Raw genomic sequence first — 12591 nt, 5'->3', positions numbered from 1 at the left:
TTTTATTCCGATACAGGCAATAAGTCTGGCACTAATTTGGTCAAACTCAAGCGTTGTTTGGCCGCTGTTGCGCCTAATAGGACAAAGCCACGTAAGGTATCGGTTTGGTCATAGGCTCTGGCAATCATGCCATCGTCAAATTCTTCGGTATGCCAGTTGACATCTACCCCTAGTGGCGCAGGTAAAACGGTCAGTGGTGCAGCAGGTGTTTTCACTGCAACAGGCATGGCAGGGTAGTGTACCTGAGTAGTTTCACCATTTAAGGTTTTGGCTAAGGCACGTGCTTGCTGCATGATTGGCATCACATACGGCAATAAAATACCATTCACTTCCGCACAGTCACCTACTGCATAGATATCAGCTTGGCTGGTTTCAAGTTGCGCATTGGTTAAGACCCCACGACTGGTTTCGATGCCTGCTGTTTTAGCCAAAGCAATGTTTGGTTGTAAACCAATGGCAGACAGTACCACATCGGCAATTAAAGACTGACCACTGGTAATGGTCACTAAATAGTCGTCATTTTTAATTTTCGAAACTTTTTCAACAGTTGTACCCAATACAAAATGGATACCCGTTTCTTCTAGGTTTTGTTTAAAAGCACTGGCTACATAATCCGGCAATAAACGACCTAGTGGTTGTGGTGCAAGGTCAATCACCGTGACTTGGTGTCCTGTTTGCTGCAAGTCATTGGCAAATTCACAACCAATTAAACCTGCACCTAAAATCACCACACGTTTGTCTTGACGTTGTTCAAGCTGTTGGCGAAATGCGGTGTAATCACTTAAATTATTTACCACATGAATGTCATCACTGCCATCGCCCGCAATGGCTAAACGTACAGGATTCGCACCCACTGCCAAAACCAATTTAGAATAAGGTTGTTGGCTGCTTACACCCTCTTTTTCTAATTCAAGTACATGCGCTTCTGCATCAATTGCTTTAACCCAAGTGTGGGTTTCAATACGCATATTGAGTTGGCTTGCCATTTTAGCTGCATCGCCCAATGCAATTTGAGCAGGGGCTTTATTGCCCGCCAATGCGTTAGATAAAGTTGGTTTGGCATAATTGGCAGCATCATCTGCACAAATCATGACTAACTCTTGTTCTGCATTTAGCTTACGAAACTCGCGTGCAACAGTATAACCTGCCATGCCTGAACCAATAATAACGATAGGATGCATAAGGTGTACTCCAAATGAGGGCATAGAAATTGGCGTTAAAAAAAGACCATCGGACATGGTCTTTTCGTGGTCTTAAACTTCAATCATTTCAAAATCAGCTTTTGAAACGCCGCAGTCTGGGCAAGTCCAGTCATCAGGAATATCTTCCCATAATGTACCTGCCACAATACCATCTTGAGGCCAGCCTTCTGCTTCGTCATAAATCCATCCACAAACGATGCATTGATACTTTTTCATTCAATTCTCCATAAACCGATCTTTAAATTTCCAGATCAGCACAAAACTTATCTACGACTAGTTGTATGATATATCTATTTGATTAAATTTTTACGCAGTTATACGGCTAAAGTAAAGTAAATAAGCGATTTTAATCTGTGCTTTTATAGAATGAATAGCTGCATGGGACATAACCGCGCAGAAAAGACCTCTTTTGATATAGATACGGCATTGTAATGAGAGAATGGCTGCAGGAAAAATCACGTTTTTATGCGTTTAAATGCCATTTAAGACCTTGGTCGTACAGTAAAAGTCTTATATTTTTGCTATTTTATTATGGAATAAATATATATTAATATTTTTAAGTATATTAAAGTTTATAAAAATCAAAACCTTGTAGTGTTTTGATGCGTGATTGATGGCAGTCTTGCCGATTCGATCACTAGCCTTATGTGAAAATAAACGGTAAAATTCAACCATTCTTTAGTCACATTTCTGATCTTCCATGAGCAATTTGTCTACTTTTTTGTGGTCGCATATTCGTACAGTTCCTCATTTTCCAAAACCAGGCGTAGATTTTTATGATTTAACGCCTTTGTTTATGAATAATTTGGATTCATTAACAGATGCTTTAATTGCCAGCATTCCTGCAGAAAAATTAGCTGAAGTTGAAAGCTTTATTGCAGTAGAAGCACGTGGTTTTGTATTGGCGAGCCTTTTGGCACAGCGTACAGGCAAAGGTTTGGTACTTGTGCGTAAAGCAGGTAAATTGCCACCACCAGTTGTGGGTGTGGGTTATAGCTTAGAATACGGTTTAGACCGTTTAGAAATGGCTGCCGATGTGCAAGCGCAAAAAGTCATTATTGTAGATGATGTATTGGCGACAGGTGGCACTTTAAAAGCAGTGAAACAATTGGCTGAAAAATGTAATCATCAAGTTTTAGGTGCAAGCATTTTCCTAGACTTACCAGATTTACACAAAAATTTAGGTTTAGATATTTGGTCCGTATTGGACAATAAATCTAAACCAGAACAAGCAGTGGCTTAATCCTTTTAAGTTATTGTAACTGCTGTAAAAAAGCCTGATCTCCATAGTTGTGATCAGGCTTTTTTAATGGGTGATGTTTAATTGATTATTTTTAATGGATAGCTTTGACTTTATTTGGCAAGATAAGCTTGTTCGATTTGCTGAATACAAGAATTAATATTTTCTGGATGCAATAAGCGATGATGCCCAGACTCAAAAGTAGAGGTCTGCATATAGTTTTCTAAAAATGCTTGCGCGGCATGCATATCCAAAATTTCATCGCCCAATTCTAAATAAGCCAATTGTGGAATATCGTGCTGCAAGTCATCATCTGAAATTGCAGGATAGTCATTGCGAAACGTGGGAGCTAAACTTGGATTTGCCACCACACACGGAATATGGTGCGACAAAGACATTTTGAGTGCCCAATAGCCGCCTAGACTATGTCCCACCAAAATTTCAGGCTTAATTTTTTGAATGATATTGTGATAAAAATCGGCAACAGTTTGATAATTTAAGTTGCGATAATCGACATTGATACAAAATTTTTGTTTTGCATCTATGGCATGGAATTTAGTCGACTCCCGCGAGGAATCTAATCCATGTAAAAACAAGACTTTTAAAGCACATGTATTCATTGCCAGATTCACAAAGTTAAACATCTTGAGTCAAACTGAGCCTAAAGATAAAGTGGATAGAAAATAAAATATTTAGACTGATACATCAGCAGGTTTAAAAACAGCAAAATACGGTCTTTTTCATCTATTTTCTGAACAATATTGTAGTGCGCTTAGCCTGAGAAAGAAGTTAGCTTTTGGTCTAAGTCTACAAAAAATCACAAAAGCAAGTGGCAATTTAAAAAATAAATTGCTCGAGTCAGAGAAGGCATACGAAATCGTGTCTAAATCTGCTATTCTATTGAACTTCTTTTTTTAGTAATTATTCGAGGCAGAGATGACGCAACATAACGCTCAATCGACTTCTGAACCCACTATTTCCGAAAACGATTTAATTGCGCAGCGTCATGCCAAGTTAAAGCAAATTCAAGAACAAGCGCAGGCGAAGGGAACTAGCCCTTGGCCAAATACGTTTAAGCGTGAAAACTACGCAGAAGATTTGCAGGCACAATTCGCAGAAGTTTCTAAAGAAGAAATTGAAGCAGGCGAAAAAGTGTATGTGTCTGTAGCAGGTCGTGTGATGTTGAACCGCGGTTCATTCATCGTAATTCAAGACATGACAGGTCGTATTCAGTTGTATGTGGCGCGTAAAGAACTTAGTGCTGAAACATTAGAGACGATCAAGAGCCTAGATTTGGGCGATATTATCGCAGCGAAAGGCTATATTGGTCGTTCAGGCAAAGGCGATTTATATGTTCATATTCAACATTTTGAATTGTTGACCAAATCTTTACGTCCATTACCAGACAAATATCATGGTTTAAGCGATACCGAAGCGAAATATCGTAAGCGTTATTTAGACTTAATCGTAAATGAAGACACCCGTAAAACCTTTGAAATTCGTGCCAAAGTGGTTTCGGGTATTCGTGCATTTTTAACTGAACAGCGTTTTATGGAAGTTGAAACGCCAATGATGCATGTGATTCCTGGCGGTGCATCGGCACGTCCATTTGAAACGCATCATAATGCTTTAGATATGCCGTTATTCTTGCGTATTGCGCCTGAATTATATTTAAAGCGTTTAGTGGTTGGCGGTTTTGAACGTGTGTTTGAAATTAACCGTAACTTCCGTAATGAAGGGGTGTCTACACGTCATAACCCTGAATTTACCATGATCGAATTCTACCAAGCTTATGCCGACTATAAAGATTTGATGGCATTGACTGAGCAAATGCTAGAAAAACTGGCTTTGGATATTTTGGGTACTACCGATGTGCCGTATGGCGATGAAGTGTATAGCTTCAAAGGCCCATTCAAGAAAATTTCTATGTTTGATGCCATTCTTGAGCATAATCCACAATTCACGCCAGAAAATGTTAATGACCGTGATTTCTTGGCTAAATTTGTGCAGGAAGAATTGAAAGAACAGGTGAAGCCTGGTTTTGGTTTGGGCAAACTACAAACCATCGTGTTTGAAGAAACCGTAGAAACTCAATTACGTCAGCCGACTTTCATTACAGAATATCCTGCAGAAACGTCGCCTTTGGCACGTCGTAATGACGATAACCCACACATTACTGACCGTTTTGAGTTCTTTATTGGTGGTCGTGAATTGGCGAATGGTTTCTCAGAATTAAATGACCCGATTGACCAAGCTGAGCGTTTCCAAGCACAGGTTGCAGAAAAAGACGCAGGCGATGATGAAGCGATGCATTACGATGCAGACTTTGTTGAAGCTTTGGAATACGGCTTACCACCAACTGCAGGTGAGGGCATCGGGATTGACCGTTTGGTAATGTTGTTTGCCAACGCTGCGAGTATCCGTGATGTGATTTTATTCCCACACATGCGTCATAAAAACTAAGTTTTAGCGCATCGTTGACGACATAAAAAACAACCTGCAGAAATGCAGGTTGTTTTTTTGTTGTAACTTAAAGTTAAACACTTGCCACCAATTTTTTGATCATAGGTCGCTGGCGTTGACTGGCAAGCCATAAATCATGCTGCATTTGTAAATTCAACCAAAACTCTGGTGAGGTTTCTAAGGCTTCACTCAAACGAATCGCCATATCTGCAGAAATTCCAGTATGACCATTCAAAATGCGAGATAGGTTTGCACGTGTCACTCCAAGTGCTTGAGCCACTTCAGTCACAGAAGTTTCACCAATATATTCGCGCAACATTTCGCCCGGATGAGGTGCATTAAACATCATATTCATCTTTGTACTCCTGCGCTAGAAGCTATGTGATAATCCAAATAATCTACAATGTAGACATCACCATCTTCAAATTTAAAAATTACACGCCAATTACCATTTACTGTTAGTGACCATTGATCTTGTAGATTTCCACTCAATTTATGTAAACGCCAATTGGGTGGAGTTCGCAAATCATTCACCGTAGATGCAGCATGTAGTGCTGCAAGTATTAAACGTAATTTTGTAGAATGCGCTGCTTGAATACCTGCTGTTGAACCAGTTTGGAAAAAAGCCTGAAGACCTTTATGTTTAAAACTCTTAATCAAGCCTTAGTATCCAAGTGTATTGTGTATATGTACAGTATACGATAATTTCGAGTTTAATCAATCAACCAGTTTTGGCGGGGTTTAAGTGCATCTTGCGTAATCCGCAGAAACTTAAAGTGATGATGCTTATAACAACGCCGTTTGAATCCGTACTTTCATCTCTAAAGCTTGCTGCAAAATATGCGCTTTCATCCAAGTTACTTGTGTACCCATGGGGTTGGTTTTAATAGCAGTGTTTAAGAAATCCAGATTTTCTTGCGAAAATAATTGCGTTTCAATCGCTTGATGCAGTTCTGCCGTGGTTGCATTTAAAGGCACATCTACCAAATAAAAACCTTTAGGATAATTATAAAATGCATACATTAAGTTAAAGGCTTTTTGTTCGGCCTTTAAATTTCCCGCACCAATTTCATAGCTGCGGTCTTGATTGCTATGCGTCACGCCTATTAAAAAGGAGAGTTGTTGATCACGGCAACGCAAACCAAATTGCAGCCCAATCTGATCTGCACTGAGTTCATGTTGCACAAAAACATTCAGCATTGAAGCATCATCGTTTAAAGGCTCTTGTAGGACGAGTAGCTCAGGGCTGTGCTGATACAAAAAACCAGCCAGCTGCGCCTGTTCAAGTTTGGATTTGATCTGTTCAATCTGTGGCATGGGAGCATCTTAAAAATAAAAAAATATGTTTTTACTTTAAGCATTTTTTGTTCATGCTTGAAGCACTGAATTAGATGAATAATCTATGAAGTTATTCAAAAATGAGCAGCTTGTAAGCGCGATTTGTATGTATCAAACGTAGCGAGAATGACGTTAAATTTCAATATATGATGGAATAAACTATTGATTAAATAAAACTTATACTGCTTATTGGTTTTCTTTTATATGAGCTTTTTGCATATAAATATAATAAAACAAGCAATAGTCTGCATAACTAAGTCACTATAATGAAAATCAAATTCTATCTGTGTTATTCGTACACAAGTTTAAGTACATCTGGTGTGATCAATGTCAATAAATCAGGAAAGACTTACTCATCTTAAACAGCTTGAAGCTGAGAGTATTCATATTATCCGTGAAGTTGCAGCCGAGTTTGAAAATCCAGTCATGTTGTATTCGATTGGTAAAGATTCAGCGGTAATGTTGCATTTGGCTTTAAAAGCATTCTATCCAGCGAAACTGCCATTTCCACTGTTACATGTGGATACAGGCTGGAAATTCAAAGACATGATCACTTTCCGTGACAACATGGCAAAACAGCACGGTTTTGACTTGATTGTTCATCAAAATAAAGAAGGGGTAGATGCCAACATTAACCCATTCGATCATGGCAGTTCTAAATATACCGACATCATGAAAACCCAAGGCTTAAAACAAGCTTTAGATAAATACGGTTTTGATGCGGCATTTGGTGGCGCGCGTCGTGATGAGGAAAAATCACGTGCCAAAGAACGTGTTTATTCTTTCCGTGATGCAAAACATCGTTGGGACCCGAAAAATCAGCGTCCTGAATTGTGGAATTTGTATAATGGCAAGGTCAATAAAGGCGAAAGTATTCGTGTGTTCCCATTGTCTAACTGGACTGAATTGGATATTTGGCAATACATTTACCTCGAAAGTATTCCATTAGTACCGTTGTATTTGGCTGCAGAACGTCCTGTCGTTGAGCGTAGCGGCACTTTAATTATGGTCGATGACGAACGCATGCCGTTGCTAGAAGGTGAAGTTCCACAAATGAAATCGGTACGCTTCCGTACTTTAGGTTGTTATCCACTTACGGGTGCAGTCGAATCAGAAGCGAATACCTTGCCTGAAATTATTCAGGAAATGCTATTGGCAACCAGTTCAGAGCGTCAGGGTCGTATGATTGACCACGATGAAGCTGGCTCGATGGAAAAGAAAAAGCAAGAAGGTTACTTCTAATCTCTCCTGAAAAATCTCCCCAAACCCCTCTTTATAAAAGAGGGACTTATAAAAAGCGGAGCAAAGCCTCCCTTTATAAAAGGGAGATTTAGAGGGATTAAAGATTAAAAAACCGATTTCTAAAAAATATGTGGAGCTTTGAGCAATGTCTCATCAATCGAATTTAATTAGCCAAGATATTTTGGCGTATTTAAAACAGCACGAAAACAAAGATCTACTGCGCTTTTTAACTTGCGGTAACGTAGACGATGGTAAATCGACATTAATTGGTCGTTTGTTGTATGACTCAAAATTGATTTATGAAGATCAATTACAAGCCGTGACTCGTGACTCGAAAAAAGTCGGCACTACGGGCGATGCACCTGATTTAGCTTTATTGGTCGATGGTTTGCAAGCCGAGCGTGAGCAGGGCATTACCATTGATGTGGCTTATCGTTATTTTTCTACTGAAAAGCGTAAGTTCATCATTGCCGATACACCTGGGCATGAGCAATATACACGTAACATGGCAACAGGTGCATCGACTTGTGACTTGGCGATTATTTTGATTGATGCGCGTTATGGCGTACAAACTCAGACCCGTCGTCATACTTTTATTTCTAGTTTATTGGGCATTAACAATATTGTGGTTGCTATCAATAAAATGGATTTGGTGGATTATTCAGAAGCACGATTTAACGAAATTCAGACGGAATATGCGAACTTTGTGAATCAACTGGGTGATCGTAAACCATCGAATATTATTTTCACGCCAATTTCTGCCTTAAATGGCGATAACGTGGTGAACAAGTCTGAGCATACCCCTTGGTACACAGGCGATACTTTAATGGGAACATTGGAGTCGGTAGAAATTAACCGTAACTCGGCTCAAAATGATTTCCGTTTCCCTGTGCAGTATGTCAACCGTCCAAACCTTGACTTCCGTGGTTTCTGCGGCACGATTGCTTTGGGCGATATTCATGTGGGTGACCGCATTGTGGCATTGCCATCGGGCAAAAGCTCGACAGTAAAAGAGATTGTGACTTTTGATGGCAATCTTGAACATGCAATTGCAGGTCAAGCAGTTACCCTAACACTGAACGATGAAATTGATATTTCACGTGGTAATGTGTTGGTGCGTGAAGATCAAGTGCGTCCTGAAATTTCACGTGCTGTAAATGCCACTGTGGTGTGGATGGCTGATCAGCCACTATCTATTGGCAAGCTGTATAACTTAAAAGTGGGTACACAAACTGTGCCTGCAAAAGTCACAGCCATTCATTACCGTACCAATGTGAATACTTTGGAACAGGTGCAGGTTGAACAGCTTGAACTGAATGCAATTGCCAATGTCACCATCGAATTTGATGCGCCTGTGGTATTTGACCGTTATCAAGACAGTCGTTATACGGGTTCGTTTATTTTCATTGATCGTTTAAATAACGTGACCATTGGCGCAGGTATGGTTGAAGCTTGCGTAGAATGGACTGCACACAGTACACCTGTAACAGCCGAAGACCGTGCTGCACGTTTGGGTCAAAAACCTGCAGCGGTATGTGTACCAAGCCAAGCACTTGAACAGGCACAAGCACTTGAAAGCTTGCTGATTCAGCAGGGTATTGTTGCCATTGCCAAAGCAGGTTTAGATGCTGCGCAGGTTGCATTACTCCGCGAAACGGGCATTGTGGTCATTAGTGATGTAAACAGTGGTGCAGATGCAGAGTTGACTGCGACAGCTACAGAAGAACTGGCAGAAAAAATTATTGCCCTAGTTCGCTTATAAAATTAGATTCGTTTATAAAATCGAATCCACATCCCCAAAAAAACCGCTTTCACCTGAAAGCGGTTTTTTTATGTGCGTTCACTATATTGGAAAGTTTGTTTTTTAAGTGTGCTCTAAGGGTTCGCCATTGAGATGTTTGAGCATGGGTGTGAAGTGCCCATAGCTAATTTTTTGAGGTTGTATTTCAAAGCCATTTTTTTCATAAAAACTTAAAGCAGTCTGTGTGCTAAATACACTCATGTGCGATACATTTTTGCGCTTTAAATCGCTTATTGCTTCAAATAACAAGGCTTGACCAATACCGCGTTGTTGTACTTCGGGGGCAATGGCATGTTGTAAAATTTGCCCGCGATCACTCATCATAATAAAGCCAACCACCACATGCTGTAAGACATAGACCCAACAATTGTTGTAATGCAGCAGCATTAAAATATTTTCATAGCTTTTATTTTCTAGCCATGCCTGAATTTTGGCTTCATTGCGTTGATGATCTTGAATACAAGAGCGAATACTGGCGTGTAATACCGCAACCAAATTGGCGACATCTTGAATTTGTGCAGCTCTAATCATCTAGGCTTAGGGTGATAGATAAAAACAAGGCTCTATTGGAAGCGAAAAGTGTTTAAAGAAATAGCAGAAAATTGTTGTGTTTTACTGCGTTATACTGCAGCACAAGTCCTATTTTTAAGGCAATCGGTATCATTGTGTAATTGAGCATTGCACTTTTTAGCGATGCATGGATGGAATCATCTGTTAAAGCATAAGCGTTGAAGCGTGCAGCAGCGAATAGACGCTAAGCCCTGAAATGGTTATACTTTATTGAAACGCCTGAAATAAGAGCGAAGACCAAGATGGCAAAACTATTGTTATGGATTTTGTTGTTGATTGCCGTATATGCAGTCTGGAAAGTCTGGTTCAAAATAAAAATTAATCGTACTTTTCAGCAAAGCTGTCAAGATATTGCCAATATTGTCCAAGACCCGATTACCCACAAAGCACCGCGCCCTGTAGAAGAGGTGGTGGAAGAAGTTGCCGAATACGAACAGCAATTATTTGATGATATCGCAGAAATATTTTTAAGCTTAAAAGTATCTAGTCGTGACCCTGAAGATGCCGAAACTATTCAACAAGAAGTGCTGAATAAAATGCCTGCCAAAGCACATACGCAAATTCGTCAGTTAGACTTGGGGGAGTGGTCAATTTACTGGAGTTTTTACGAGCAATCCCTTGAATATTTTGTCGGCAAATACGGAGTTTTTATTACCCATGTAGACCGCTTTGGGCAAGAGCATAAATACAATAATTCAGAGCAGTTTCAAACAGATTGATTTTCATGCCTGATTTTCTGTTTATGATTTTACAGAGGTTTCTTGAAAATTAATTGCAGCATCTTCTTGTCAGTTAAGTGTTTGGTTAAATGTTGAGTTTTGCGCTATTTTCCCGAAAAGAGGTATCATGCCTTTTTCTTTTACATAGGCAGCATCAATGTCAGTTTTAGAAATCATTGCTGTGTTGATTAGTGTTTTAGGCGTGACCTTAACCATTAAGCGACATATAGCTTGCTGGGTGGTGAATTTTATTGCCTGTTTGCTGTATGCCTATTTGTTCTTTGAATATCAATTGTATGGCGAAACGGTATTACAAACCCTATTTATGGGCATGGCTGTTTATGGTTTTTTCCAGTGGAAAACTGCACAGCAGCAAAAACAACATATCTTCATTCAAAGCTTGCCACTCTCTAAAATGTGGCTGCAAATTGCACTGAGTAGCATACTGGGTTTACTGTTTGGGCTAAGTTTAAAGTGGTGGACGCAGGCTTCACTGCCTTTATTGGATGCACAACTGGCAGCTATGAGTCTATTGGCAACCTATTGGACCAGTCGTAAATACTTGGCTACATGGGTGTTATGGATTGTGGTCGATCTGGTGTATATCGGCATGTTTATTTACAAAGAGTTGCTGTTAACGGCTGTGTTATATGCAGGTTTTGTGGTTCTTGCTTATTTGGGCTGGCGTGAATGGCATAAAATCCGACAACAACATGCGGCACATTCTGCGGTGTGATGGCGTGTAGCGATGAGCAATTTAATTGATTTTAAACAGGCGCAGCTTAAACAATTTGATTTATTGGCATTGGATATTTTAGCGTATCCTGAGCGTTATTTACAGTTTGATTCGATTGCAGATTTTTACCAAGCCCAGTGGTTAGATGATTTCCCCAAAGGGACGACATGGTGTTCCACAGGACTAGATGATGGCGCAGAACATTTTTATGCCAAAATTGAATTTTATGGGCATTATTTAACTATTTATAGCCATGAAACCTATGCCGCTGAATTTGGCATCATTCACACAGAATAGACAAAATAGAGTCAATGACAGCAGGCGGAAAAAACATTTTAATAGCCTGAAAATAAAGTTGTATTTAGGATATAAAACAGCTTATACCCGTTGAGCATCAGCCAAATTATATTGCACGATGATGCTAGACCTACTCCATCAATAAACAAAATAAAAGGAACTCAAATGGCTCATCAATTTACTGTAAACGCCACCATTCATGGCGTTTCAATTGACGAATTTAAGCGTTTAGTGGCAGATGTTGCTTTGCATGAAGCAGTCTGCAAGCGTATTCCTGGTGAAAATTTGGAAATTTTAGAATCTAAAAAGAACGGTGATATTTACACTTTACGCCGTGCTTATAATTTAGATGTGAATATTCCAGATATGGCTAAAAAATTATTAAAAGATGCATTTCGTTTAAAACGCAATGATGTGACCCATTTAACGGCGCTTACTTCTACCGTGGAGCTTGGTGCAAACTTGCCTTTAGAAGCTAAAGGCGAGCGTAGTGTGACAGGCAACCATGAAAAAATTGATATTCAATTAAACTGGACAATTAAGGTTAAAGTGCCATTGATTGGCGGCATGTTGGAAAAACATGCAGAAGGGGAAATCCGTCGTTTCAGTGAGTTGGAAATTGGGATTGTGGAAGATGAGCTTAAGAAAAATTTAGCGGCTTAACCCTTCATTTCTACTAGAAAAGATTGCTCTTAAATACATGCTTGGCGCTGCCGTTTTCGGTGGCGCTTTGTTTTTTGGACGTATTGAATTGTGATTGTTGATGCTGGGGTCATTTTACAGTGATCAATTTTTGATTTTTGAAAAAGTTTAGTGCTTGGCTTTATTGCATACAGACTATCGTTTTAATTTATTATAGGACTTACGCATTGACGGATTCAAAAAAGTATTAAAATACTTTATAAAGTATCTGTGATCAGACGAATTAAACATGCTTCTACAGCAACTTGTACATTACCCATTTATATGGGCTTTCTCATGAC

15 protein-coding genes are annotated in these 12591 nt (G+C 39.5%); 8 read left to right on the top strand and 7 right to left on the bottom strand.

What is annotated here, in order from left to right; all coding sequences use genetic code 11:
- Positions 1–2: 2 nt before the first annotated feature.
- Positions 3–1181: an FAD-dependent oxidoreductase gene (locus tag ACEO2X_RS07375; protein WP_096900969.1), complete on the bottom strand. Its 1179-nt coding sequence runs from the start codon at positions 1179–1181 to the stop codon at positions 3–5.
- Positions 1182–1253: 72 nt separating this feature from the next.
- On the bottom strand, positions 1254–1418 hold the full coding sequence (rubA, locus tag ACEO2X_RS07370) for a rubredoxin RubA (protein ID WP_004972007.1): 165 nt from the start codon (positions 1416–1418) through the stop codon (positions 1254–1256).
- Between the two features lie 484 nt (positions 1419–1902).
- Here rubA and ACEO2X_RS07365 point away from each other — a divergent pair, with 484 nt between their 5' ends.
- Positions 1903–2445: an adenine phosphoribosyltransferase gene (locus tag ACEO2X_RS07365; protein ID WP_004972003.1), complete on the top strand. Its 543-nt coding sequence runs from the start codon at positions 1903–1905 to the stop codon at positions 2443–2445.
- A 110-nt stretch (positions 2446–2555) separates the two neighbouring features.
- Here the strand turns inward: ACEO2X_RS07365 and ACEO2X_RS07360 are convergent, their stop codons facing one another.
- On the bottom strand, positions 2556–3062 hold the full coding sequence (locus tag ACEO2X_RS07360; protein ID WP_026438299.1) for a YqiA/YcfP family alpha/beta fold hydrolase: 507 nt from the start codon (positions 3060–3062) through the stop codon (positions 2556–2558).
- A gap of 316 nt (positions 3063–3378) precedes the next feature.
- On the opposite strand from ACEO2X_RS07360, the gene lysS reads away from it, so the two are divergent.
- On the top strand, positions 3379–4905 hold the full coding sequence (lysS, locus tag ACEO2X_RS07355; protein ID WP_004971996.1) for a lysine--tRNA ligase: 1527 nt from the start codon (positions 3379–3381) through the stop codon (positions 4903–4905).
- Between the two features lie 73 nt (positions 4906–4978).
- Here lysS and ACEO2X_RS07350 read toward each other — a convergent pair whose 3' ends face one another.
- The 3 genes from ACEO2X_RS07350 to ACEO2X_RS07340 all read right to left on the bottom strand — a co-directional run bounded on the left by ACEO2X_RS07350 (position 4979) and on the right by ACEO2X_RS07340 (position 6222).
- Entirely contained in the window at positions 4979–5260 is a 282-nt protein-coding gene (locus tag ACEO2X_RS07350; protein ID WP_004971994.1) for a HigA family addiction module antitoxin, read from the bottom strand.
- On the bottom strand, positions 5257–5565 hold the full coding sequence (locus tag ACEO2X_RS07345) for a type II toxin-antitoxin system RelE/ParE family toxin (protein WP_096900967.1): 309 nt from the start codon (positions 5563–5565) through the stop codon (positions 5257–5259). The genes ACEO2X_RS07350 and ACEO2X_RS07345 overlap by 4 nt, the downstream gene beginning before the upstream one ends.
- Positions 5566–5691: 126 nt before the next feature.
- Complete coding sequence (locus ACEO2X_RS07340; RefSeq protein WP_371971477.1) at positions 5692–6222, bottom strand: hypothetical protein; 531 nt, start codon at positions 6220–6222, stop codon at positions 5692–5694.
- A 354-nt stretch (positions 6223–6576) separates the two neighbouring features.
- Here ACEO2X_RS07340 and cysD point away from each other — a divergent pair, with 354 nt between their 5' ends.
- On the top strand, positions 6577–7485 hold the full coding sequence (cysD, locus tag ACEO2X_RS07335; RefSeq protein WP_026438300.1) for a sulfate adenylyltransferase subunit CysD: 909 nt from the start codon (positions 6577–6579) through the stop codon (positions 7483–7485).
- 145 nt (positions 7486–7630) lie between these two features.
- Positions 7631–9247: a sulfate adenylyltransferase subunit CysN gene (gene cysN / locus ACEO2X_RS07330; RefSeq protein ID WP_096900965.1), complete on the top strand. Its 1617-nt coding sequence runs from the start codon at positions 7631–7633 to the stop codon at positions 9245–9247.
- Positions 9248–9349: 102 nt separating this feature from the next.
- On the opposite strand, the gene ACEO2X_RS07325 is transcribed toward cysN, so the two are convergent.
- Positions 9350–9817 (bottom strand): GNAT family N-acetyltransferase, encoded by a 468-nt coding sequence (locus tag ACEO2X_RS07325; RefSeq protein WP_131261606.1) that lies wholly within the window; start codon positions 9815–9817, stop codon positions 9350–9352.
- Positions 9818–10098: 281 nt separating this feature from the next.
- Here ACEO2X_RS07325 and ACEO2X_RS07320 point away from each other — a divergent pair, with 281 nt between their 5' ends.
- From ACEO2X_RS07320 to ACEO2X_RS07305, 4 genes are all read left to right on the top strand, one after another.
- Positions 10099–10575: a hypothetical protein gene (locus tag ACEO2X_RS07320; protein WP_167845869.1), complete on the top strand. Its 477-nt coding sequence runs from the start codon at positions 10099–10101 to the stop codon at positions 10573–10575.
- Between the two features lie 157 nt (positions 10576–10732).
- Positions 10733–11311 carry a nicotinamide riboside transporter PnuC gene (pnuC, locus tag ACEO2X_RS07315; protein WP_371971475.1) on the top strand — a complete coding sequence of 193 codons (579 nt, stop codon included), beginning with the start codon at positions 10733–10735 and terminating at the stop codon, positions 11309–11311.
- 12 nt (positions 11312–11323) lie between these two features.
- Entirely contained in the window at positions 11324–11608 is a 285-nt protein-coding gene (locus tag ACEO2X_RS07310; protein ID WP_096900962.1) for a hypothetical protein, read from the top strand.
- 165 nt (positions 11609–11773) lie between these two features.
- Positions 11774–12271: a DUF2505 family protein gene (locus tag ACEO2X_RS07305; protein WP_004971978.1), complete on the top strand. Its 498-nt coding sequence runs from the start codon at positions 11774–11776 to the stop codon at positions 12269–12271.
- Positions 12272–12591 lie beyond the last annotated feature (320 nt).

It is taken from the genome of Acinetobacter sp. AL9 (assembly GCF_041464035.1).
Classification (GTDB): domain Bacteria; phylum Pseudomonadota; class Gammaproteobacteria; order Pseudomonadales; family Moraxellaceae; genus Acinetobacter; species Acinetobacter towneri.
This window is presented reverse-complemented; position numbering and strand designations above follow the sequence as displayed.

Excerpts from the sequence above, each read along its gene's own strand:
- ACEO2X_RS07320 (WP_167845869.1), top strand. The coding sequence starts at position 10,099 with ATGGCAAAACTATTGTTATGGATTTTGTTGTTGATTGCCGTATATGCA.
- cysN (WP_096900965.1), top strand. The coding sequence starts at position 7,631 with ATGTCTCATCAATCGAATTTAATTAGCCAAGATATTTTGGCGTATTTA.
- ACEO2X_RS07325 (WP_131261606.1), bottom strand. The coding sequence starts at position 9,817 with ATGATTAGAGCTGCACAAATTCAAGATGTCGCCAATTTGGTTGCGGTA.
- ACEO2X_RS07350 (WP_004971994.1), bottom strand. The coding sequence starts at position 5,260 with ATGAATATGATGTTTAATGCACCTCATCCGGGCGAAATGTTGCGCGAA.
- lysS (WP_004971996.1), top strand. The coding sequence starts at position 3,379 with ATGACGCAACATAACGCTCAATCGACTTCTGAACCCACTATTTCCGAA.
- pnuC (WP_371971475.1), top strand. The coding sequence starts at position 10,733 with ATGTCAGTTTTAGAAATCATTGCTGTGTTGATTAGTGTTTTAGGCGTG.
- ACEO2X_RS07375 (WP_096900969.1), bottom strand. The coding sequence starts at position 1,181 with ATGCATCCTATCGTTATTATTGGTTCAGGCATGGCAGGTTATACTGTT.
- ACEO2X_RS07360 (WP_026438299.1), bottom strand. The coding sequence starts at position 3,062 with ATGAATACATGTGCTTTAAAAGTCTTGTTTTTACATGGATTAGATTCC.
- ACEO2X_RS07305 (WP_004971978.1), top strand. The coding sequence starts at position 11,774 with ATGGCTCATCAATTTACTGTAAACGCCACCATTCATGGCGTTTCAATT.
- ACEO2X_RS07340 (WP_371971477.1), bottom strand. The coding sequence starts at position 6,222 with ATGCCACAGATTGAACAGATCAAATCCAAACTTGAACAGGCGCAGCTG.
- ACEO2X_RS07310 (WP_096900962.1), top strand. The coding sequence starts at position 11,324 with ATGAGCAATTTAATTGATTTTAAACAGGCGCAGCTTAAACAATTTGAT.
- ACEO2X_RS07365 (WP_004972003.1), top strand. The coding sequence starts at position 1,903 with ATGAGCAATTTGTCTACTTTTTTGTGGTCGCATATTCGTACAGTTCCT.
- rubA (WP_004972007.1), bottom strand. The coding sequence starts at position 1,418 with ATGAAAAAGTATCAATGCATCGTTTGTGGATGGATTTATGACGAAGCA.